This is a genomic window from Streptomyces sp. NPDC005728 (assembly GCF_040630895.1).
Lineage (GTDB): Bacteria > Actinomycetota > Actinomycetes > Streptomycetales > Streptomycetaceae > Streptomyces.
Map to the genome: position 1 here is coordinate 45,936 of NZ_JBEXYL010000022.1, position 21,941 is coordinate 67,876.

General features: G+C 70.9%; 22 protein-coding genes. 9 read left to right on the plus strand and 13 right to left on the minus strand.

The features are described 5' to 3' along the window. Nucleotides 1-149: 149 nt before the first annotated feature. Nucleotides 150-1,787 (minus strand): helix-turn-helix transcriptional regulator, encoded by a 1,638-nt coding sequence (locus tag ABZ471_RS17270; RefSeq protein ID WP_359067266.1) that lies wholly within the window; start codon nucleotides 1,785-1,787, stop codon nucleotides 150-152. Between the two features lie 301 nt (nucleotides 1,788-2,088). Here ABZ471_RS17270 and ABZ471_RS17275 point away from each other — a divergent pair, with 301 nt between their 5' ends. Further along, nucleotides 2,089-2,535, plus strand: coding sequence for a hypothetical protein (locus ABZ471_RS17275; RefSeq protein ID WP_359067268.1), 447 nt, complete (start codon nucleotides 2,089-2,091; stop codon nucleotides 2,533-2,535). Here the strand turns inward: ABZ471_RS17275 and ABZ471_RS17280 are convergent. From ABZ471_RS17280 to ABZ471_RS17300, 5 genes are all read right to left on the minus strand, one after another. Then, nucleotides 2,529-4,568, minus strand: a complete 2,040-nt coding sequence (locus tag ABZ471_RS17280) for a beta-galactosidase (RefSeq protein WP_359067270.1) — start codon at nucleotides 4,566-4,568, stop codon at nucleotides 2,529-2,531. The genes ABZ471_RS17275 and ABZ471_RS17280 overlap by 7 nt on opposite strands. Before the next feature lie 32 nt (nucleotides 4,569-4,600). After that, nucleotides 4,601-5,488 carry a carbohydrate ABC transporter permease gene (locus ABZ471_RS17285; protein WP_359067272.1) on the minus strand — a complete coding sequence of 296 codons (888 nt, stop codon included), beginning with the start codon at nucleotides 5,486-5,488 and terminating at the stop codon, nucleotides 4,601-4,603. Beyond that, the gene (locus ABZ471_RS17290) at nucleotides 5,485-6,465 is read right to left on the minus strand and encodes a sugar ABC transporter permease (protein WP_359067274.1); all 981 of its coding nucleotides are present in this window, start codon (nucleotides 6,463-6,465) and stop codon (nucleotides 5,485-5,487) included. The genes ABZ471_RS17285 and ABZ471_RS17290 overlap by 4 nt, the downstream gene beginning before the upstream one ends. A gap of 8 nt (nucleotides 6,466-6,473) precedes the next feature. Further along, complete coding sequence (locus ABZ471_RS17295; protein WP_359067276.1) at nucleotides 6,474-7,787, minus strand: extracellular solute-binding protein; 1,314 nt, start codon at nucleotides 7,785-7,787, stop codon at nucleotides 6,474-6,476. A gap of 291 nt (nucleotides 7,788-8,078) precedes the next feature. Next, nucleotides 8,079-8,864 (minus strand): GntR family transcriptional regulator, encoded by a 786-nt coding sequence (locus tag ABZ471_RS17300; RefSeq protein ID WP_359067278.1) that lies wholly within the window; start codon nucleotides 8,862-8,864, stop codon nucleotides 8,079-8,081. A gap of 295 nt (nucleotides 8,865-9,159) precedes the next feature. On the opposite strand from ABZ471_RS17300, the gene ABZ471_RS17305 reads away from it, so the two are divergent. The 5 genes from ABZ471_RS17305 (at nucleotide 9,160) to ABZ471_RS17325 (ending at nucleotide 13,371) form a co-directional block, all read left to right on the plus strand. After that, entirely contained in the window at nucleotides 9,160-10,179 is a 1,020-nt protein-coding gene (locus tag ABZ471_RS17305; RefSeq protein WP_359067280.1) for a sugar ABC transporter substrate-binding protein, read from the plus strand. Further along, the gene (locus ABZ471_RS17310; protein WP_359067282.1) at nucleotides 10,179-11,255 is read left to right on the plus strand and encodes an ABC transporter permease; all 1,077 of its coding nucleotides are present in this window, start codon (nucleotides 10,179-10,181) and stop codon (nucleotides 11,253-11,255) included. The genes ABZ471_RS17305 and ABZ471_RS17310 overlap by 1 nt, the downstream gene beginning before the upstream one ends. A gap of 5 nt (nucleotides 11,256-11,260) precedes the next feature. Further along, nucleotides 11,261-12,172, plus strand: a complete 912-nt coding sequence (locus tag ABZ471_RS17315; protein ID WP_359067285.1) for an ATP-binding cassette domain-containing protein — start codon at nucleotides 11,261-11,263, stop codon at nucleotides 12,170-12,172. Nucleotide 12,173: 1 nt separating this feature from the next. Further along, nucleotides 12,174-13,082 carry a sugar phosphate isomerase/epimerase gene (locus tag ABZ471_RS17320; protein WP_359067287.1) on the plus strand — a complete coding sequence of 303 codons (909 nt, stop codon included), beginning with the start codon at nucleotides 12,174-12,176 and terminating at the stop codon, nucleotides 13,080-13,082. A 91-nt stretch (nucleotides 13,083-13,173) separates the two neighbouring features. Continuing rightward, entirely contained in the window at nucleotides 13,174-13,371 is a 198-nt protein-coding gene (locus ABZ471_RS17325; protein WP_359067289.1) for a hypothetical protein, read from the plus strand. On the opposite strand, the gene ABZ471_RS17330 is transcribed toward ABZ471_RS17325, so the two are convergent. From ABZ471_RS17330 to ABZ471_RS17345, 4 genes are all read right to left on the minus strand, one after another. Beyond that, complete coding sequence (locus tag ABZ471_RS17330; protein WP_359067291.1) at nucleotides 13,359-13,508, minus strand: hypothetical protein; 150 nt, start codon at nucleotides 13,506-13,508, stop codon at nucleotides 13,359-13,361. The genes ABZ471_RS17325 and ABZ471_RS17330 overlap by 13 nt on opposite strands. 193 nt (nucleotides 13,509-13,701) lie before the next feature. Next, entirely contained in the window at nucleotides 13,702-14,706 is a 1,005-nt protein-coding gene (locus tag ABZ471_RS17335) for a Gfo/Idh/MocA family oxidoreductase (protein WP_359067293.1), read from the minus strand. Between the two features lie 42 nt (nucleotides 14,707-14,748). After that, entirely contained in the window at nucleotides 14,749-15,537 is a 789-nt protein-coding gene (locus tag ABZ471_RS17340; RefSeq protein WP_359067295.1) for an SDR family oxidoreductase, read from the minus strand. Nucleotides 15,538-15,552: 15 nt separating this feature from the next. Beyond that, on the minus strand, nucleotides 15,553-16,719 hold the full coding sequence (locus tag ABZ471_RS17345; RefSeq protein ID WP_359067297.1) for a phytanoyl-CoA dioxygenase family protein: 1,167 nt from the start codon (nucleotides 16,717-16,719) through the stop codon (nucleotides 15,553-15,555). A 110-nt stretch (nucleotides 16,720-16,829) separates the two neighbouring features. On the opposite strand from ABZ471_RS17345, the gene ABZ471_RS17350 reads away from it, so the two are divergent. Then, nucleotides 16,830-17,861, plus strand: a complete 1,032-nt coding sequence (locus ABZ471_RS17350) for a LacI family DNA-binding transcriptional regulator (protein WP_359067299.1) — start codon at nucleotides 16,830-16,832, stop codon at nucleotides 17,859-17,861. Here ABZ471_RS17350 and ABZ471_RS17355 read toward each other — a convergent pair. Then, nucleotides 17,842-19,002: a Gfo/Idh/MocA family oxidoreductase gene (locus ABZ471_RS17355; RefSeq protein WP_359067301.1), complete on the minus strand. Its 1,161-nt coding sequence runs from the start codon at nucleotides 19,000-19,002 to the stop codon at nucleotides 17,842-17,844. The two genes, ABZ471_RS17350 and ABZ471_RS17355, sit on opposite strands and share 20 nt — an antisense overlap. Before the next feature lie 143 nt (nucleotides 19,003-19,145). On the opposite strand from ABZ471_RS17355, the gene ABZ471_RS17360 reads away from it, so the two are divergent. Continuing rightward, nucleotides 19,146-20,150: a LacI family DNA-binding transcriptional regulator gene (locus tag ABZ471_RS17360; protein WP_359067303.1), complete on the plus strand. Its 1,005-nt coding sequence runs from the start codon at nucleotides 19,146-19,148 to the stop codon at nucleotides 20,148-20,150. On the opposite strand, the gene ABZ471_RS17365 is transcribed toward ABZ471_RS17360, so the two are convergent. After that, on the minus strand, nucleotides 20,140-20,484 hold the full coding sequence (locus ABZ471_RS17365) for a cupin domain-containing protein (RefSeq protein WP_359067305.1): 345 nt from the start codon (nucleotides 20,482-20,484) through the stop codon (nucleotides 20,140-20,142). The two genes, ABZ471_RS17360 and ABZ471_RS17365, sit on opposite strands and share 11 nt — an antisense overlap. A gap of 129 nt (nucleotides 20,485-20,613) precedes the next feature. On the opposite strand from ABZ471_RS17365, the gene ABZ471_RS17370 reads away from it, so the two are divergent. Beyond that, a complete protein-coding gene (locus ABZ471_RS17370) occupies nucleotides 20,614-21,129 on the plus strand; it encodes a hypothetical protein (protein ID WP_359067307.1) in 516 nt (171 codons plus the stop codon). A 52-nt stretch (nucleotides 21,130-21,181) separates the two neighbouring features. Here the strand turns inward: ABZ471_RS17370 and ABZ471_RS17375 are convergent, their stop codons facing one another. Beyond that, the gene (locus ABZ471_RS17375) at nucleotides 21,182-21,760 is read right to left on the minus strand and encodes a helix-turn-helix domain-containing protein (RefSeq protein ID WP_359067309.1); all 579 of its coding nucleotides are present in this window, start codon (nucleotides 21,758-21,760) and stop codon (nucleotides 21,182-21,184) included. Nucleotides 21,761-21,941 lie beyond the last annotated feature (181 nt).

The following is a 21,941-nucleotide window of genomic DNA, read 5'->3' on the forward strand; positions in this document are numbered from 1 at the left end:
CGCGGCGAGCCCATGGTCGGGGATGCCCCGAGCTGCCGCCGAATCACCGTCTCTTGTCTCGTCGAGGGCGCCCGATGGTGCACATCGTGTGCCGCAGCGGCCCGTGGGCAGGGAGAAGTTGCGGCCCTGGCCGGCCTCCTTCGCATCCGTCAGCGCAGGGCGCTGTCGCGTATGTGGCGGGCGAGGCTCGTCCACCAGGCGGACAGCCGCTGTGCGGGCAGAGCCTGGGCGTGTTCGGCGACCAGGCGGGTGAGGAGGTCCAGTTCACCGGCCATCGCGAAGCCGTAGATGAGCCTTTTGAGGACTCCGTCGGAGTCTGCGGTTCCGGGCACCGCGGTCGCCTCCCGGGCGTCGGGTGCGTGGTGGCGGAAGACCGCACGCCAGTAGCTCTCGGGGCTGCGGCCCCCGATGTGGCCGAGGGCGTGCACCGCGGCCGAGACGACCCCGGGTGGCAGTCCCCTGGCCAGGGTCAGGCCGGCCACCACGGCACGCTGCTCCGGACCGCCGAGGACACGCAGGGCGTGCAGCATCGGGATGGCGCGCTGTTCCGCCCGCACGGTGGCGGACTGGCGCAGTTCCTCGGCGAGGGCCCGGGCGACACCGGGCCCGTACGGACTGGCGCGCAGCAGTATCGCGGCGTAGAGGCGGACGTCCGCCACCGGATGGTGCAGCAGGTCGTCCAGGACACCGCCGAGCACGGCGACGGACCGGGCCGGGACGTCCCCGGTCGGCAGGTGGGCCAGGACACGGGCGACCACGACGGAGGCCGCGGCCGGGTCGGTGAGGGCGCCGTGGGTGAGGATGGCGTGCGGGGTGGGGCGGTCCGCGCAGACGTCGGCCAGCCGGGCCGCGTGGGCGCGTCCGAGAGGGAGGCGGTGCAGGAGCACGGCGGCCGCCTCCACGGCGGGCAGCGAGGGTGCCCCGCGCGGGCCACTGCCCAGCACCGCGTCGACGACGTCGATCAGGGTCGCCGTCTGCGCGGCGGTCAGATGGCGCTTGCGGGTCTTCCGTTCGCCGGCGAGCAGCGCCCCGTAGAAGCTGTCGGGGGTGGTCGGGTCCGTGAGCTGACGCAGCACGGCCCGGCTCGCGTCCGGATGCGGGCTCCCGTCGAGCGCGCACACCGTCTCGATGAGACCGGCGTGCTCGGCCTGTTCCGCGACGCCGGCGCACACGCCGACGGCCTCCGCGGACCAGAAAGGATCGGCCAGCAGACGGCCGAGCGCTTCGAAGCGGCGCATCCAGGCGACACCGTCCGACACGAGCATCTCCTGGAGGAGACGGTCGCAGACGGCGTGGCGGATGCGGCTCGGTGAGACGCGCCCGCCCTCGTAGGCGGCCCAGCGCGTCAGGTCGTCCCAGTCGTCACCGGTCAGGACGCCACCGTCCAGGACGCTGTCGAGCAGCGCGTCGGCCCGGTCGAGGCCGGTGGCGCCCGCGGGCGGCGGGCTGCCGGCCAGGAACGCCGCCGCGGCCGGACCTCCTTCGTGCCGGGCGAGGGTCTGGACGGGGCCCAGCAGCCGGTACGGGGCGAGACCGAGGACGCTCTCGTAGCGGCGGACCGCCTCCGCGGTGACCGGGACCAGGCCGTTCTCCCAGCGCGAGAGTGAACTGGGGCTGATCCCGCAGGTGCCGGGGTGCCCCTCGCGGTAGGCGCGGGCGAAGCCGGGCAGATGCCGGAGCCCCCGGTCGGCGTGGTGCAGGCGGTGGGCGCGCAGCAGCCAGCCCGCGCGTATCTGCCACGGCGTCCATCTGAGAGCCGCGGCCACAGGAGAAGCGGTCCGAGCCACGTGCACCCCCCTCCGGGTCCTCCCACCCTGGAGAGGTTCCTTCACCACTGGGAGGCGAAATCCGGACGAGTCGGGATGTGGGGTGGCCCGTTAGCACGGCCGCCGTCCTCCGGCGGGCGGTGTTGCACCGGGACTGCCGGCGCGCAACGACACCGCTGCGGGGCCGCCGCCGCACCTACAAAGGTGGCCAGGCGGTTCGCCCCAAGGCGCCGAAGACGGCGCCGCGGCGGACCACCCAGCCCCCGCACCGACAGCGGTCGGGCTCTCGCGTACGTGCTCTACGAGTGAAGGAGCCGGCACCATGACCACGGACCACCGCACATCCGCCGACGACCCCGCCACGCAGTCCCCGCGCACCCGGAAGCGCCCGCGGCTCGCCATGATCGCCGCGCTGGCCGCGGCCGTCGCCGGGCTGACGCTGGCCGCGGGCACGCCCGCGTCCGCCACCCAGAACGTGACGATCGGCAGCAGCTCCGTCTCCGTACGGGACTGCTACCACCCGGGCAAGCAGCCCTATCCCAGCACCTCCTGCACGTACAAGACCACGCTGGAGGCGGGCCTCGCCGTGCGGCTGGTCTGCCAGTACGCGGGGCAGAACATCAGCGGCGACTCCTACTGGGACTACGTCCTCTACCCGGCCACGAGCAACCACGGCTCGGGCGAGGGATATGTCTCCGACTGGTACGTCAACACCGGTGTGACGAGCGCGCCGTACCGGGACTACAACGTGCCCCTCTGCAGCTACTGAGGACCACGCGTCTTCCGGGAGCCGTGTGGCTCCCGCACGACCGCCACGTCCCCGGGCGCGACCGTGACCGAGCCGGCCGTCTCCTTGCCGGTGAGGAGTTCCGTGGCGCCCGGTGCGACGGGCAGCTCCGCGCCCCGGCCCACGTGGTCGATGACGAAGACGTAGTCCGCCTCCGGGCCGCGCCTGCGGACCACCTCCACACCGGCGGGGGCCCTGCGCACCGGCTCGGCCCCCGCCTCGGTGCGGATGCGGTCCAGGAGGGCGGTCAGCGTGGCCAGGTCGGGGAGCGTGGCCAGGTACCAGGCGGCGCCGGCCCCGTACGGGTGCCGGGTGACCGCCGGGACACCGGCCAGAGGACCGTCGGCGTACGCGGCGACCGCCTCCGCGCCCTCCAGCCGCAGCCGTTCCGACCACAGCGTGCCCGTCGCCCCGTCCGGCACCGCACCGGTCAGGGCGACCGGCTGCCCGGGCAGCAGCGGGAACGGCTCGTCGGAGCGCACGCCGAGCACGTTCCGGAAGGCTCCCGGGTAACCGCCCAGCCGGACATGGCAGTTCTCGTCCACGGCCCCGCTGTGGAAGCCGACGGCGAGGGTGCCGCCGCGCTCGGCGTACGCCGAGAGGTTCGCCGCGCCCGTGTCGTCGACCAGGTACAGGTTCGGGGCCAGCACCAGGCGGTAGCCGGACAGGTCCGCACCGGGGCGTACGAAGTCCACGGCCACGCCCGCGCGCCACAGCGGCTCGTACCAGGCCCGGACCAGGTCCAGGTACCGCAGTTCGCCGCTCGGCTGGGAGGGCAGCTCCAGGGCCCAGCGGGCGTCCCAGTCCCACACGACGGCGACCTCGGCGGTGCCGGTGCTGCCGCGGACCTCGGCCAGGGCCTTCAGGTCGGCGCCGAGGCGTACCACGTCCTGCCAGATCCGGCTGTCGGTGCCCGCGTGCGGGAGCATCGCCGAGTGCCACTGCTCGGCGCCCGCCTTCGCCGCCCGCCACTGGAAGTACGCGATGCCGTCCGCCCCGCGTGCCACATGGGCCAGCGCGTTGCGGCGCAACTCACCCGGGTTCTTCGCCCGGTTGACCGGCTGCCAGTTCACCGCGCCCGTGGAGTGCTCCATCAGCAGCCACGGGCCGCCGGCGAGCGAGCGCATCAGATCGCCGCTCAGCGCGATGTCGATCTCCGACTCGGGGTCGGCGGACATCAGGTAGTGGTCGTTGGCGACGATGTCCAGTTCCGGTGCCCAGCGCCAGTAGTCGAGGGCGTCGAAGGTGGCCATCACCATGAAGTTGGTGGTGGCCGGGATCGCGGGGGCCGCCGCGCGCAGCACGTCCCGCTCGGCCGTGTACAGCGACAGCAGCTCGTCCGAGCAGAAGCGGCGCCAGTCCAGCTGGTGCGTCGGGTTGGGTACGGCGCCGGTGGCACGCGGCGGCAGGATCTCCTCCCAGTCGTAGTACCACTGGGACCAGAAGGTCGTGCCCCAGGCGTCGTTGAGGGCGGCCAGGTCGTCGCCGTAGCGGGCCCGCAGCCAGCGGCGGAAGGCCGCCGCGCTGGTGTCGCAGTAGCAGGCCGCGTTGTGGCAGCCGTACTCGTTGTGCACGTGCCACATGGCGACGGCCGGATGACCGGCGTACCGCTCGGCCAGCGCGCCCGCGATGCGCAGGGCCGCCTCGCGGTAGGCCGGGCTGGACGGGCAGAACGTCTGGCGGCTGCCGTAGGAGAGGGCACGCCCGTCCCGGTCGACCGGCAGCGCCTCGGGGTGGGCGCGGAAGAACCATGCCGGAGGCGCCGCCGTGGGCGTGGCCAGGTCGGCGGCGATGCCGTTCTCGTGCAACAGGTCCAGGATCCGGTCCATGCGCGAGAAGTCGTACTCGCCCTCGGACGGTTCCATCAGGGCCCAGGAGAAGATGCCGATGCTGACCATGTTCACGCCCGCTTCGCGCATCAGGCGTACGTCCTCGGCCCACACCTCCTCGGGCCACTGTTCGGGGTTGTAGTCGCCGCCGTAGCCGAGGCCGGGGACGGACAGGGTGCGATTCACTGGGATTTCGTTCTCTTTCACGTGCGCGCGCCTCAGCCCTTGTTGGAGCCCAGGGTCAGACCGCTGACGAACTGGCGCTGGAGCGCGAAGTACACGATCAGCGTCGGGATCGCGGTGAGCAGGGCGCCCGCGGCCACCAGGTTGGGGTCGGTGAAGTACTGGCCGGAGAGGTTGTTCAGCGCCGAGGTGATCGGCATGTTCTCGCCGGTCGAGATCAGCACCAGGGCCCAGAAGAAGTCGTTGTAGATCCAGATCGACAGCAGGGTCGCCAGGGCCGCCATGGCCGGCTTGCACAGCGGCAGCGTGATCTGCCAGTACAGCCGCCACACCGAGGCGCCGTCGACCAGCGCGGCCTCCGTCAGCTCGTGCGGCAGCGAGCGCATGTAGTTGGCCAGCACGAACGCGCAGAACCCGGACTGGAACGCCACGTGGATCAGCACCAGGCCGAGCGCCGAGTCGTACAGCTTGCCGCTCGCGGTGATGCCCGGCAGGTCCGTGAGCAGGTACAGCCGGTACAGCGGGGTGATGATGACCTGCTGCGGCAGCAGGTTGCCCGCCGTGAAGACCAGCAGCAGCGCCAGGTTGAGCCGGAAGTCGAAGCGGCTGACGTAGAACGCGACCATCGACGACAGGAACAGCGTGAGCAGCACGGCCGGGACCGCGATGATCAACGTGTTCATGAAGTAGTGGGTCATGTCCGACTGCGTGAACGCGTTCTTGAAGTTGTCGAAGTTCAGCGTGTGCGGCCAGGACACATAGCCGCGCTCGCTGGTCTCGCTGTACGGACGCAGCGCCGAGAAGATCGCCCACAGCAGCGGGGCGAGCCACGCCAGGGCCGTACCGGCCAGGAAGACGTGCAGCAGGACGCGGGCCGGGCGGATCGGGGTGCGCTGCTTGGCCAGCGCGCTCACGGTGCTCATGCGCGCCGCTCCTTCCGGAAGGTCGCGATCAGATACGGGATGATCACGATCAGCGAGATGACCAGCAGGACCACCGCGATCGCCGAACCGTAACCGATACGGCTCGACTCACCGATGATGTTGTTGGTCACCAGGATCGACAGCAACTCGGTGCCCTGCGCGCCCTTGTTGAAGACGAAGACCAGGTCGAAGGCGCGCAGCGACTCGATGATCGTGACGACCAGGACGACCGTGTTGGTCGGGCGCAGCGTCGGGAAGATGACGTTCTTGAACGTCTGCCACTCGTTGGCGCCGTCCAGTGCGGAGGCCTCCCTGAGCGACGGGTCGACGCCCTTCAGGCCGGCCAGGTACAGGATCATCATGTAGCCGGTGTGCCGCCAGGACGCGGCGATGAGGACCGCCCAGAGGTTGAGCTTGGGGTCACCGATCCAGTCGATGTAGTGGCCCGGCTTGTTGGCGTCGATGAGGCTGTTGATCAGGCCCGTGTCCGGGTTGTAGACGAGCTGCCAGACGAATCCGATGCACGCCATGGAGATGACGACCGGCAGGAAGAACGCGGTCTGGTAGACGCGGCTGAACCGGATCTTCTTGTCCAGCTGCACGGCCAGGAACAGGCCGAGCGGCGTCGGGATCAGGATCAGCACCACGAACCAGATGACGTTGTGCTGGAGGGCCGGCCAGAACTGCGGGTTGTCGTTGAAGAGTTGTTTGAAGTTGTCCAGGCCCACCCACTTGATCGAGTCGAACCCGATGCCGTCCCAGGTGGTGAAGGCGAGCGCGATGGAGGCGAGAGCCGTGACCCAGACCAGGATCACGTGCAGGACCGTGGGCACGCCCGCCATCAGGGCGAGCGTGATCCGGTCACGGCGGGTCAGCAGGCGCCGGTGGCCCTGCGTGGCCCGCTCGGATGCGGAAGCAGCGCCCGGAGGCGGCACGGCGGCCGCCTCCGGGGTCTTCGTCGTCGTGTCGGTCGTCATGCCGCTGCTCACGAGGACGCGAAGATCTGCTTCTTCTGGCGCTCGATCGACGACAGCAAGCCGTCCACGCCCTTGGGGTTCTGGAGGAACTTCTGCAGTGCGGGCTGCATCACCGTGGAGGTGAAGTCCGGCCGGGAGTCGCGGTCCATGAACTGGGTGAGGCTCTTGGCGCCGCTGATCATCTCGTACGCCTTCTTCTGCAGCGGGGTGTACGAGGAGGTGTCGGCCTTGCTGGAGGCGGCCACCACGCTGGAGTCGGCCTTCAGGTAGATCGCCTCGGCCTCCGGAGTGCCCAGGTACTCGAGGAGCTTGGTGACGCCCGCCTTGTTCTTCGGGGCCTTGCTCACCATGAACCCGTCGGTCGGTGCCTCGACGGTGTCCTGGCCGTACGCGGAGTTGATCTCCGGGAAGGCGAAGAAGTCGAGGTCGTCCAGGTCGGCCTTGTTGGTGAACTGCTGGGCCACGAAGGAGCCCAGCAGGTACATGCCGGCCTTCTTGGACACCAGGGTCTGTGCGGCGTCCTGCCAGGTGCGGCCCATGAAGCCGTCCTGGTGGTAGGGGAGGATCTCGGACCAGTGGTCGAAGACGGCCTTCACCTTGGAGTCGGTCCAGGAGGCCTTGCCGCCCATCAGCTCGACGTGGAAGTCGTAGCCGTTGAGGCGGAAGTTGATCTGGTCGAAGGTGCCCATCGCGGGCCAGGCGTCCTTGTCACCGAAGGCGATCGGGACCAGGCCGTCCTTCTTCATCTGCTTGCAGAGGGCGACCAGTTCGTCCCAGGTGGCGGGGACCTTGTAGCCGTGCTGCTGGAAGACGCTCTTGCGGTAGAAGAGCGCCCACGGGTACGTGTACAGCGGGACGAAGTAGTACTTGCCGTCCTCGCCCTTGGCGAGCTTCTTCATCGCGTCGGGGAAGTTGTCCCCGATCTTGGCCCACACGTCGTCGATCGGCGTGGCCAGCTTCTTCGCCGCGAAGAACTGCATGCGGTAACCGGCGAACCAGTTGAACACGTCGTCCGGCGTGCCCTGCAGGTAGGAGTTGATCTGCTCCTGGAAGGTGTTGTGGTCCTTCGTATTGACATCGACCGTGATACCCGACTGCTTCTGGAAGGCCGCGTAGATCTCCGCGAAGGCCTTCTTCGGCACGGCGTCGGAGGCGTTGGAGCCGAGGGTGACGGTCTTCGGGTCGGAGGACGAGCCACTGCCGCCACAGGCGGACAGCAGGGGAATGCCGGCACCGGCGAGGAGGGCGGCACCGCCCGCTCCACGCAGTAGCGAGCGACGGCTGGGACCCGGGACCGAAAGACCGGCGGGGGAGAGGCGCATGGCGGCTCCTGAGGCATGCAGGGTTCGGTCAAGGGGATGAGTTGATCACCGAAAGGTCTTCGAAACCGATCAGAAACCAACTCGACCGAACATCGTGGGCGTAATAACAGCCCCGTTTCCGCTCATGCGTCAATAGCTCCGGTCGCACTGGAGTGTCTCTTGCCCGAAATGTAATCGTCGCCGTTACCTGCAACTTTGTTGAAGGGCAGGCAAGGTGGCCCCCGCGGCAGCTGCGGCCGCGGGGGCTGTGTGAACACGAGTGGTTCCGTTTCCTGGTCTGACCAGCGACTGTCAGGGTCTGACCAGCAACTGGAAGTCGAAGGCGTACCGCGAGGCCCGGTAGACATGGGTGCCGTACTCCACCGGCCGGCCGGTGTCGTCGTAGGCGGTGCGCTGCATGGTGAGCAGGGCTGCGCCCTCCTTCTCGTCCAGCAACGCGGCCTCCTCGGCGGTGGCGCTGCGGGCCCCGACGGTCTGGCGGGCGCTGTGCAGGGTGATGCCTGCGGAGCGCATCATCCGGTACAGGCCCGTCGACTCCAGCCGCTCGGTGTCGAGTTCGAGCAGCGCCGAGGGCAGGTAGTTGCACAGGAACGCCACCGGGTGGCCGTGCGTGCAGCGCAGCCGCTCCAGTACCGTCACCTCGGCGCCCTCCGCGACGCCGAGGGCCGCGGCGACGTCGGGGGCTGCCGGGACGCGTTCGTTGCGCAGCACCCGGGTGGTCGGGCCCTGTCCGGCCGATTCCAGGTCGTCGTAGAGGCTGCTCAGTTCCAGCGGCCGTTTGACCTGGCTGTGCACCACCTGGGTGCCGACACCGCGGCGGCGGACCAGCAGCCCCTTGTCGACCAGGGACTGGATCGCCTGGCGGACGGTGGGGCGGGACAGGCCGAGGCGCACCGACAGGTCGACCTCGTTGCCCAGGAGGTTCCCCGGGGCGAGGATCCCGTGTTCGACGGCCGCCTCCAGCTGCTGGGCGAGCTGGTAGTAGAGCGGCACCGGACTGGTGCGGTCCAGGTCGAAGTCCACGGAGTCGAGAGGGGAGACGGTCACGGGACGAGCGGAGTCACCGGTCCTCGCCACGGGGCACCTCCTTCCGGGACACGGATGGCGGCCCGAAGGCGTCCGGGATGCCGGCGGTCAGCCGGTGCCGTTCGCCGTCGTGTGCGGTGTACTGGGCGGACGGGAACCGTCGAGTGGCTCATGCCTTCCAGGTGTAGGGGCGGACAGGCGGCACTGTCAATGGTTTGTACTTACATTCGGACCACCTTGTGAAATGATGTCTTAACAAAGTATTGACAGCGGGCTCGGCAGGGACTTGGATCCCGTCCCAACGCAACAGCGTCCCTTCCCCGTAGCACAGTGAGGTGCAGGCAAGATGGACCGCTCTTCTCGCTCCCGCTCCCGCAGGCTGGCCCCGGTCGTGGCCCTGGCCGCCGCGGCAGCCCTCACCCTCGCCGGCTGCTCCAGCAGCTCCGGGGGGAAGAAGTCCGAAGAGGGAGGTTCGAACGCCTCGGCGGGCAAGGCGAACACCCCGCGGATGACCGTCGCGCTGGTGACCCACCAGTCGCCGGGCGACACCTTCTGGGACATCGTCCGCAAGGGCGCCGAGGCCGCCGCCGCCAAGGACAACATCAAGCTGATCTACTCCGCCGACCCGAACGCCGGCAACCAGGCCAACCTGGTCCAGAACGCGATCGACCAGAAGGTCGACGGCATCGCGATCACCCTGGCCAAGCCGGACGCCATGAAGGACGTGGTCAGCAAGGCGAACGCGGCCAAGATCCCGGTGGTCGGACTGAACTCCGGCGTCAGCGACTGGAAGAAGCTCGGCCTCCTGGAGTTCTTCGGGCAGGACGAGTCGGTGGCGGGCGAGGCGTTCGGCAAGAAGCTGAACGAGGTCGGTGCCAAGAAGGCCGTCTGCGTGGTCCAGGAGCAGGGCAATGTCGGCCTCACCCAGCGCTGCGACGGTGTGAAGAAGACGTTTTCCGGCACGACTGAGACGCTGTACGTGAACGGCACCGACATGCCGTCCGTGCAGTCGACGATCACGGCCAAGCTGAAGCAGGACAGCGCCATCGACTACGTGGTCACGCTCGGCGCCCCCTTCGCGCTGACCGCGGTGCAGTCGTTGGGCGACGCGGGCAGCAAGGCCAAGGTCGCCACCTTCGACCTGAACAAGAACCTGACCAGCGCCATCCAGAAGGGCACCATCCAGTTCGCGGTCGACCAGCAGCCGTACCTGCAGGGGTACCTCGCGGTCGACTCGCTGTGGCTGTACAAGAACAACGGGAACTACAGCGGCGGCGGCGAGCAGCCGGTGCTCACCGGCCCGGCCTTCGTCGACAAGTCCAACGTCGACCAGGTCGCCCAGTTCGCCGAGAAGGGCACCCGGTGATGAGCATGACCCAGCAGGCTGAGCCGGCGATCGGGGGGCCGCCGGCGTCCGGACCCAAGGAGCGGGACGGCCGCACCGCCCGGCGCCCCCTGGCGCTCCGGCTGCTGGCCCGGCCCGAAGTCGGTGTCTTCCTGGGTGCCCTGGCCGTCCTGGTCTTCTTCCTGATCGTGGCGCCCTCGCTCCGCCAGGGCAGCTCGATCGCGACGGTCCTCTACCAGTCCTCGACCATCGGCATCATGGCCCTCCCGGTCGCCCTGCTGATGATCGGCGGCGAGTTCGACCTCTCGGCCGGCGTCGCCGTGATCACCTCCGCGCTCACCGCGAGCATGCTCAGCTACCAGCTGACCGTGAACGTGTGGACCGGAGTGATCGTCGCCCTCTTCCTCTCGCTCGCCATCGGCGCCTTCAACGGCTGGATGGTGGTGAAGACCGGGCTGCCCAGCTTCCTGGTCACCCTCGGCACCTTCCTGATCCTCCAGGGCGTGAACCTGGCCGTGACCAAGCTGGTCACCGGCAACGTCGCCACCGACGACATCAGCAACATGGACGGCTTCGACCAGGCCAGGAAAATCTTCGCGTCCTCCGTCGACATCGGCGGCGTCCAGGTGAAGATCACGGTCTTCTACTGGCTGGTCTTCGCGGCCCTGGCCACCTGGGTGCTGCTGCGCACCAAGTACGGCAACTGGATCTTCGCGGTCGGCGGCAACAAGGAGAGCGCCCGCGCCGTCGGTGTCCCCGTGAACTTCACCAAGATCACGCTGTTCATGCTGGTCGGCTTCGGCGCCTGGTTCATCGGCATGCACAATCTGTTCTCCTTCAACACCGTGCAGTCCGGCGAGGGCGTCGGGCAGGAGCTGATCTACATCGCCGCGGCGGTCATCGGCGGCTGTCTGCTCACCGGCGGCTACGGCTCCGCGATCGGCCCGGTCTTCGGCGCGTTCATGTTCGGCATGGTCAACCAGGGCATCGTCTTCGCCGGCTGGAACCCCGACTGGTTCAAGGCCTTCCTCGGCGTGATGCTGCTCGGCGCCGTCCTGATCAATCTGTGGGTCCAGCGCACGGCGACGCGGAGGTGACACCGATGACCACGAACGGAACCGGAACCCACGGCGCCGTCCTCAAGGACACCGCGCCCGCCCAGGACGGCCCGATCGTCGAACTGCGCGGCGCGGGCAAGTCCTACGGCAACATCCGCGCCCTGCACGGCGTCGACCTCAAGGTCCGCACGAGCCAGGTGACCTGTGTCCTCGGCGACAACGGCGCCGGCAAGTCCACCCTCATCAAGATCATCTCCGGGCTGCACCAGCACACCGAGGGTGACTTCCTGGTGGACGGCGAGCCGGTGCGCTTCAGCACCCCGCGCGAGGCCCTCGACAAGGGCATCGCGACCGTCTACCAGGACCTCGCCACCGTCCCCCTGATGCCGGTGTGGCGGAACTTCTTCCTCGGCTCCGAGATGACCAAGGGCCCGTGGCCGGTCCGCCGCCTGGACATCGCCCGCATGAAGGCCACCGCCGACCGGGAACTGCGCAACATGGGCATAGTCCTGGACGACCTGGAACAGCCCATCGGCACCCTCTCCGGCGGCCAGCGCCAGTGCGTGGCCATCGCCCGCGCCGTCTACTTCGGCGCCCGCGTCCTCATCCTGGACGAGCCGACCGCCGCGCTCGGCGTCAAGCAGTCCGGCGTCGTGCTGAAGTACATCGCCGCCGCCCGCGACCGCGGCCTCGGCGTCATCTTCATCACCCACAACCCCCACCACGCCTACATGGTCGGCGACCACTTCAGCGTCCTGCGCCTCGGCACCCTCGAACTCAGCGCCGAGCGCAGCCAGATCACGCTGGAGGAACTGACCAACCACATGGCGGGCGGCGCCGAACTCGCCGCCCTCAAGCACGAGCTGGCCCAGGTGCGCGGCGTGGACGTCGAGGAACTCCCCGAGGAGGAGGACCTCACCGCACCGGTGGCGACCCCCCAGGAAAGGACCACCTGACATGGCCAACCCGTCTCCTCTGGACCGCATCCGGGTCGGCTCGGCCCCCGACTCCTGGGGCGTCTGGTTCCCGGACGACCCGCAGCAGGTCCCCTGGGAACGCTTCCTCGACGAGGTGGCCGAGGCCGGCTACGACTGGATCGAACTGGGCCCGTACGGATACCTGCCCACCGATCCGGCACGACTGACGGACGAGCTGGTGCGGCGGAACCTGAAGGTGTCGGCCGGCACGGTCTTCACCGGCATGCACCGCGGCCCGTCCGTGTGGGAGGAGACGTGGGCCCACGTCAGCCAGGTGGCCTCCCTCGCCCAGGCGACGGGCGCGCGGCACCTGGTCGTCATCCCCTCGTTCTGGCGGGACGACAAGACCGCCGAGATCCTGGAGCCGCCGGAGCTGACGGCCGAGCAGTGGGCGCACCTGACCAAGGGCATGGAACGGCTCGGCCACGAGGTCGGCGAGACGTACGGCCTCGAACTCGTCGTCCATCCGCACGCAGACACGCACATCGACACCGAGGACCACGTCGAGCGCTTCCTCGACTCCACCGACTCCGAACTGGTCAACCTCTGCCTGGACACCGGGCACTACGCCTACTGCGGCGGTGACAGCGTCAAGCTGATCGAGACCTACGGCGAGCGCATCGGCTACCTGCACCTCAAGCAGGTCGACCCGGCGATCCTCGCCGAGGTCGTGGCGAACGAGGTGCCGTTCGGGCCCGCCGTGCAGCGGGGCGTGATGTGTGAACCGCCGTCCGGGGTCCCGGAGCTGGGTCCGGTCCTGCAGGCGGCGCAACGGCTCGGCGTGGACCTGTTCGCGATCGTCGAACAGGACATGTACCCGTGCGAGCCGGACAAGCCGCTGCCGATCGCGGTCCGGACGCGCAGGTTCCTGAGGTCGTGCGGGGCCTGAGGGTTCGGTCGGACGCGGGGCGGGAACGAACGGGGGCGTGCGGGCGTTCTGAGTTCGACGGGGGAACGCTCGCGAGGACGGGGAGGACACCATGACAGACCGTACGGAACTCCGCGAGACGCCCCAGCAGGCAGCCGAGCCGGCCGCCACCGAGCGCCACAGCCGCTTCGGGCGCCTGCCCGAGCGGATACGCCCGCAGGACATGGTGGAGACCAGGCCGGCGACCCTGCCCGACCCGGCCCGCGACCGCTACAGCGCGGACGAGTGGCTGGTGCGCTACTGCCTCTGAGCCGCACCGGGCGGGACGGTGCCGCGGTGCTCGTAGCCGGTGGCACCCTCGGTGGCGTACGACGAGGGGCTCGCGGCGTTCGCGGCGGCCGTCGTCACCACCCGGGCGGCCCCGGCTGCCGGCGCGGCCCGCGGCACGCAGGGTGCTGTCCCGCGCCGGTGTGACGAGGTCCCCCGAAGCCGTCGCCCGAGTGCTACGGGCAGTACGGCCAGGCCCGCGCAGCTCCTGGCCGGGTCCGCGCGGCTGCTGGCCAGGCATGCGCATGTCCTGGCCGGGCCGGCGGACCGATCCGCCGGCCCGGCCAGGACCCGGGCCACGTGCCGCATAGGGTCAGGCCCCGCGCACCTCCGCGAGCGTCACCGGACGGTGCTCGTGCAGGGACAGCGTGCAGGCCTCGGCGATCCAGCCGGCCTCCAGGGCGTCCTCGATGGTGCAGGGGGAGGGCCGGCTGCCCGCGACGACCTCCGTGAACGCGATGAGTTCGGCGCGGTAGGCCTCGGTGAAGCGGTCCATGAAGAAGTCGTGCGGGGTGCCGGAGGGGAAGGCCACGCCGGGCTCGACCGAGCGCAGCGGCAGCTTGTCGTCCAGACCGACGGCGATCGAGTCCTTGAAGCCGTGCAGCTCCATGCGGACGTCGTAACCGCGGGCGTTGTGGCGGGAGTTGGAGACCACCGCGATCGTGCCGTCGTCCAGTGTGAGGATCGCGCCGGTGGTGTCGGCGTCGCCCGCCTCCTTGATGGAGGCGTCGCCCCGGTTGCCGCCCACCGCGTACACCTCGGTGACCTCGCGGCCGGTGACCCAGCGGATGATGTCGAAGTCGTGGACGGAGCAGTCGCGGAAGATGCCGCCCGAGGCGGCGATGTACGCGGCCGGCGGCGGCGCCGGGTCCAGGGTCGTCGACCGGACGGTGTGCAGCGTGCCCAGCTCACCCGCCAGGACCGCGGCCCGCGCGGCGACGAAGCCCGCGTCGAAGCGGCGGTTGTAGCCGATCTGGATCGGCACGTCACTGCCCCGCACCGCCTCCAGGACCGCGACGCCCTCCGCCATGGTGCGGGCGACCGGCTTCTCGCAGAAGACGGGGATGCCCGCGTCGACGCCGGCCCGGATCAGCGCGGGGTGGGCGTCGGTCGCGGCCGCCACCACGATGCCGTCCACGCCGGCGGCCAGCAGCGCCTCCGGCGAGTCGGCGACCTCGGCCCCGAACCGCTCGGCCGCGGCCTTGGCCGCGTCCGCGAACGGGTCGGTCACGACGAGGGACCGGACGGCGTCGAGCCCGGAGAGTGTCTCGGCGTGGAAGGTGCCGATGCGGCCGAGGCCGAGGATTCCGATACGCATGGGGGTGCAGCTCCTAAGGTGCGAGGGTGCTGAAGGGGAGAACTAGTCGAGGCCGCCGAGCACGTTCTGGTCCCAGTCGATCACCGAACCGGTGACCACCCCGGACCGGTCGGAGAGCAGGAAGACCACGAAGTCGGCGATTTCGTCCGGCTGGCCGAGCTTGCCCATCGGCAGCCTGGCGGCGGCCTGCTCCCGCCAGTCGTCGCCGGCGGCGTGGAAGGCGCGCTGGGTGGCGTCCTCGCCCTCCGTCGCCGTCCAGCCGATGTTCAGGCCGTTGATCCGGATCCGGTCCCAGCGGTGGGCGTGGGCGGCGTTGCGGGTCAGCCCGACCAGCCCGGCCTTGGCGGCGACGTACGGCGCCAGGAAGGGCTGTCCGCCGTGTGCCGAGGACGTGATGATGTTGACGATCGTGCCGGGCGCCTTCCGGGCCACCATGTCGGCCACCGCCGCCTGCATCGCGAAGAACGGCCCCTTGAGGTTGATCGCGATGTGCGCGTCGAACAGCTCCGGTGTCGTGTCCAGCAGGGTGCCCCGCGAGGTCAGCCCCGCCGAGTTCACCAGGCAGTCGATCCGGCCGTACGCCTCGACCACCTCGGCCACGGACCGCTGTGCCTGCCCGGCGTCGGCCAGGTCGGCACGGACGTACATCGCCTCGCCGCCGGCCGCCGCCAGCTCGGCCACCAGCGCCCCACCGGGTTCGGGGCGGCGCCCGGTGACGGCCACGACGGCGCCCGCCCGGACGGCGGCCCGCGCGATCGCGGCGCCCACCCCCTGACTGCCGCCGTTGACGAGGACGACCTTGTCGCGCAGCAGTCCCTCGTGAAGTCCCATGATGTCCCTGCCCTTTCAGCTCTCGCGCCGCTCGGTGCCGGCCCGCAGTTCCTCCCTCAGGCGGCGCGGCGTCCACTCCTCGCGCACCGCTCGCCGCACGACGTCGGCCTGCGACGGCGGGGCCAGGCCGTCGACCGGCGGGTCGTTGTCGAGGTTGGTGGGGAAGGGGTAGCCCTCGGTGCTCGCGGCGATCACGTTCTCCAGCCAGTCCTCGCCCACGCCCTCGGCCCGCCGCTTCAGCAGCACCGGGAAGACCGCGTTCGCCACCGCCTCCCGGTCCACCGTCTCCATGGCGCGTCCGAAGGCGGAGGACACCTGGAGGAGGTTGGCCATGCGCCGGACGCCGGCGGTGCGGTTCGTCCCGGCGGCATGGAAGAGGGCGGGGTTGAAGAAGGCCGCGTCGCCCTTGGCCAGCGGGAGCTGGACGTGGTGCGCCTCGAAGTAGGCCTGGAACGCGGGGAGCCGCCAGGCCAGGTAGCCGGGCTCGTACCGCTGCGAGTACGGCAGGTACAGGGTCGGCCCGGACTCCACCGGCATGTCGCAGTGGGCGACCGCGCCCTGGAGCGTGAGCACGGGGGAGAGGCGGTGCACGGGGGCGGGGTAGGCGGCCGCGACCTCGTTGGTGAGGAAGCCGAGGTGGTAGTCGCGGTGCGCGGTCTGGCCCGCGCCGCCGGGGTTGACCACGTTGATCTGCGAGGTGACCTGGTAGGCGGGGCCGAGCCAGGCGGACGAGACCAGGGCCAGGACGCTGTTCGCGTAGTAGTCGGCGAAGGCCTCGGGATCGTACAGGGCCGCCTTCTCCAGGGCGTTCCACACCCGGTCGTTGGCGCCGGGCCTGGCGAAGTGGTCCCCCGCGCCCGCGCCCGAGGCACGCTGCTCGGCGATCAGCGTGTCGAAGACGACCGTGGCCCGGTCGACCACCGACGGGTCGGGAAAGGCGCCCTGGAGGACGACGACGCCGGGTCCGTCGGCCAGGGCGCGGAACAGCTCGGCCCGCACCTCGCGCCGGTCACCGGACGCCAGGAGCCGCTCGCTGTCGTACACGAGGACGTTCCGCTCCACCGACGAGGCGTGCGGGTAGTCCGCGAGACCGGTGCCCCGTTCGACGAGGGCACGGAAGGCATCGAGGTCGCAGTCCTGCTCGGACAGCCAGAGGGGGCCGTGTGCGGCGGTGAGGGACATCGGCGTCCTTCTTTCGGTCACGGGCGTGACGTGGTGGTGTCATTCTTGTCAGTACAAACCCCTCGAACAACCAGCAGGAAGCCATCAAAAACCCCTCAAGGAGCCGGTCCATGGGCCACCCGTTCCCCCTCCGGGAAATCGCACGTCAGGCAGGACTCAGCGAGGCCACCGTCGACCGGGTGCTGAACGGCAGGGGAGGGGTGCGGGAGAGCACCGCCCGGGAGGTGCACCGGGCCATCGCCGACCTGGACCGGCAGCGCACCCAGGTCCGGCTGGTGGGCAGCACCTTCATGGTCGACATCGTGGTGCAGGCACCCGAACGGTTCACCACGGCCGTGCGGGCCGCCCTGGAGGCCGAGCTGCCCTCGCTGCACCCGGCCGTGGTCCGCTCCCGCTTCCACTTCCGCGAGACCGGTCCGGCGGCGGAGCAGGCCGCGACGCTGGACCGGATCGCCCGCCGGGGCTCGCAGGGCGTGATCCTCAAGGCGCCGGACGTCCCCGAGGTCACCGCCGCCGTGGGCCGGCTCACCGCGGCCGGCATCCCGGTCGTCACGCTGGTCACCGACCTGCCCGCCACCGGCCGCCTCGCCTACGTCGGCATCGACAACCGGGCCGCGGGCGCCACCGCCGCCTACCTGACGGGCCAGTGGCTCGGCGATCGGCCCGGCAACGTCCTCACCAGCCTCAGCAGCGGCTTCTTCCGTAACGAGGAGGAGCGCGAGATGGGCTTCCGCAGCGTCATGCGGGTGCGGCACCCGGAGCGCACGCTGGTGGAGATCGCCGAGGGACAGGGCCTGGACGCCACCCAGTACGATCTCGTCCGCGCCGCCCTGGAACGCGACCCGGAGATCCGGGCCGTGTACTCCATCGGTGGCGGCAACAACGCCACCCTGCGCGCCTTCGCCGACCTCGGCCGCGACTGCGCGGTGTTCGTCGCGCACGACCTCGACCACGACAACACCCGCCTGCTGCGCGAGCACCGCCTGTCCGCCGTCCTCCACCATGATCTGCGCCACGATCTGCGCGAGGCCTGCCACGAGGTGATGCGCTTCCACGGCGCCCTGCCGCCGGCCGGCCCGGTCCTGCCGTCCGCGATCCAGGTCGTCACCCCCTACAACATGCCTACGACACCGGCAGGTTGACCCACGTCCCGGTCCCGGCCGACACCGTCATCGCGTCGAGCACGGCCGCGCTGTGCACCGCGTCGGCCAGGGTGGCGCCACAGGGCCTGCCCTCGGCGATGGAGCGCAGGAAGCGGTACGCCTCGATGACCTTCAGGTCGTCGTAGCCCATCGCGTTGGCCGCGCCCGGCTGGAACGCGGCGAACTCGCCGTCGCCCGGGCCGACGTACACCGTGCTCACCGGCTGGTCCTGGTACGTCGTACCGCGGCTGACCGCCAGCTCGTTCATCCGGCGGAAGTCCCAGAACACCGCGCCCCGGGTGCCGTGCACCTCGAAGCCGTAGTTGTTCTGCTCGCCGACCGAGACCCGGCAGGCCTCCAGGACACCGCGGGCGCCGGAGGCGAAGCGCAGCAGGCAGCTGACGTAGTCCTCGTTCTCGACCGGGCCCGGCTCGCCGCCGGAGGCCAGCGCATGACCTGCGGTGGCGCCCGTCGGGCGGGCCCGCTCCGGGACGAAGACCGCCGTGTCCGCGGTCAGGGAGGCGATGTCGCCGAGCAGGAAACGGGCCAGGTCGGCGCCGTGCGAGGCCAGGTCCCCGAGCACCCCGCTGCCGCCGCGCTCACGCTCGTACCGCCAGGTCAGGGCGCCGTCGGGGTGGGCCGCGTAGTCGCTGAACAGACGGATGCGGGCATGCGTGACCGTGCCGATCTCCCCGGCGGCGATCAGGTCGCGGGCGGCCTCCACGGCGGGTGCGTTGCGGTAGTTGAAGCCGACCGTGCCCTGCACGCCGGCCCGGGCGACCGCGTCGGCCACCGCCCGCGCGTCCGCACCGGTCAGGCCCACCGGCTTCTCGATCCAGAGGTGCTTGCCCGCCTCGGCCATCGCGACACCGATCTCCCGGTGCAGGAAGTTGGGCGCGGTGATGCTGACGGCCCGCACCCGCGGGTCGGCGGCCACCTCGCGCCAGTCGCGGGTGGCGGAGGCGAACCCGAACTGCTCGGCGGCTTCCTCCGCGCGGTCCGGCACCTCCTCGGCGACCGTCACCAGCTCGGGACGCAGGGGCAGCCGGGGAAAGTGGTGCCGGACGCGGGCGTAGGCCTGGGTGTGCACCCGCCCCATCCAGCCGAACCCGACGACGGCGACACCGAGCGCATCCACCATGACAGCCCCTCTTTGGACCGGTCCATATTTCTTCCGGGCCACCTTTGTACTGACATAGCTTGCCCGTCAACCCCTCGGCGAGGGGGAATGGTGTCGTGTCAACCCTTTGACAGTCCGGCCCGTCACATGGAACGGTCCACCCCATGAGACCGCCGACGATCCGTGACGTGGCCGAACGTGCCGGAGTGTCCAAGTCGCTGGTCTCGCTGGTGCTGCGCGGCTCGGGCCAGGTGCGCGCCGAGAAACGGGACGCCGTCCTGAGGGCCGTACGGGAGCTGGGCTACCGGCCGAACACGGCCGCCCGCAGCCTCAGTGAACAGCGCACCCGTACCGTCGGCGTTCTCCTCGACGACCTGCGCAACCCCTGGTTCGTCGACCTGCTCGACGGCCTGAACTCCCTGCTGCACGCGGCCGGCCTGCACATGCTGCTCGCCGACGCCCGCCTGAACCGGCGGATGGGCCACGACCTCGCCGAACCGTTCCTGGAACTGCGTGCCGACGGCCTCGTGGTCGTGGGCACGGTCCCGGGTGCGGGCGGGCTCGGCGCGCTCGCGCAGCGGATACCGGTGGTCGTGGCGGGCGCCCGCGAGCCGCAGCCGCCGGGCGTGGACGTCGTCGCCGGGGACGACGAGCACGGGGCCCGACTGGCCACCGAGCACCTGCTGGGCCTCGGCCACCGCCGGATCGCCCACCTCGCGGGGCACGGCGCCGTCGGCGAGCTGCGGCGGCGCGGCTTCGAGACGGCCATGCGGGCACACGGCGCCGAGCCGCTGGTCGAGCCCGGCGACCTGACCGAGGAGGGCGGCTACCGGGGCACCGTACGGCTGCTCAGCCGCCCCGACCGGCCCACCGCCCTCTTCGCCGTCAACGACATGGCCTCCGTCGGCGCGCTGTCGGCGGCCGGGGAGCTGGGTCTGCGCGTGCCGTACGACCTTTCGGTGGCCGGATACGACAACACCAGCATCTCCCGGCTCCGGCACGTCTGGCTGACCACCGTCGACACCGCCCCGCACGAGGTCGGCCGGCGCGCCGCCCGCTGTCTCCTCGACCGCTTCGAGACGCCCGGGGGAGCGGGCCGGGTCCACCTCGCCGTACCCACGCTGGAGATCCGGGGCACCACCGCGGCGCCCCCGGCCCTCACAGGTTGATCGCGTAGGCCTTGCGCAGTGTCTCGTGCACGGTCCACGTCGTACGGTCGCCCGCGCGCAGCACCGCCATGTCACCGGGTCCCACCCGGAGCGTCGGCCCGCCCTCGACCTCGATCGTCGCCGAACCGCTGACCACCACGAACAGCTCGTCCGCCTCGGTGTCGGTGACCACGCCCGGCGTGATCTGCCAGATACCGCGGACCTGTCGGCCGTCCGCCGACTCCCAGACCACCTTCCCGGTCACCTCCGGGTTCCCGGAGACGATCTGCTCCGGGTCGAGGGGCTCGGGTTCGAGGGCGGCGTCAGGGATGTGGAGCGCGAAGCTGTGCGTCATGGGGCGACCCTAACCAGCGTCGGCGCCGCCTCGCCGTCGACAGAGTGTGCGGCATCGGGCCTGGTGGGAGGACATGTCGTCGGGTCGCGCGGACTGGCGGCGGCGTGGGGCGCGGGTGATCGTGGGTGCATGGCTGAGTCCACGGCGGCCGCGGCCGAGCCGCACCGGCAGCACGACACGCACGAGGCCGTCCTGTTCGGCGGGGTCTACGGCGCCGTCCTGGCCAGTTCGATGGTCGCCGCCCTCACCCAGTACGGGCACAGCTCCGCCGCCAGCCGCCGCTACGACGCCCTCTGGCTGCTGGTCACCGCATGCGCCTCCGCCCTGGCCCACGGCTACGCCCACTACATCGCCGAGCGGGGGCCGCACCGCCGCTGGGACGTCGTGCACACCCTCGTCGACGAGTGGCCGCTGGTCACGGCCGTCCTGCCGACGGTCTTCCTGCTCTTGGGCGCGGGCTGGGGCTGGTGGCCCCCGAACGGCGTCGAGTATCCGGTGTTCGCCCTGAACATCACCCTGCTCTTCGCCCTCGGGCTGGTCACCGCCCGTCGGTCGGCGCGCAGTTGGCCGGCCGGCGTCCTCATCGGGCTGATGGACGCGGTGCTCGGGGTGGTCGTGGTGGTGGCCAACGCGCTCATCAAGTAGGCGACCGGGGTGCGGCCGGGCAGGGGGTCGGTGTCCGGCTGGAGGGCCGGACTCAGCGGACGGTGCGCACCCCGTCCAGCGCGATGGACAGCACGCGGTCGCGCTGGGCGTCGTCGTCGAACGCCGTCGCCGTGATGCCGGAGACCATCCGCAGCAGGTCGCCGATGTCCATGTCCGCCCGGGCCACGCCCGCCTCCTGGGTGCGCTCCAGCAGCGGGCCGCCGGCCGCGAACATCGACTCGCGGCAGGCCATGAAGATGTCCGACTCGTCGTTCAGCGCCTCGCGGACCGCGCGCTTGGTGACCATGTAACCGGCGAACCGGTCCAGCCATGCGGTGAGCGCCTCCCACGGCTCCCGGCCGGCCAGCTCGACGGCGGCCTGGCACAGAGCGTTCACCTCGTCCGCGTAGACGGCCTCGAAGAGGTCGCGGCGGGTGGGGAAGTTCCGGTACAGGGTGCCGATGCCGACGCCCGCGCGGCGGGCGATGTCCTCCAGGGAGGCTTCCGCGCCGTGCTCGGCGAACGCCTCGCGGGCGGCCACGAGCAGGGCGTCGTAGTTACGGGCGGCGTCCTTGCGGTGCGGCCGGCGGGTCGCGACGATCTCGCTGACGGGGAACGGCGTGGCCGTCACAGCTGCCTCCCGGAAGGGAATCGGTTGAACCGGAGGGGTGCCTCCGCTACAGTGGAGGGGTACCTCCACTTTAGCAGTGCGGGGGTGGCTGCGCCGCGGACGGACGCGTCCGGGCGCCGGCCTCCCGCACCCCTGTGAGCACGGGCCCTGCGCAGCACGCACCGCCCGTCCCCTCCTCAAG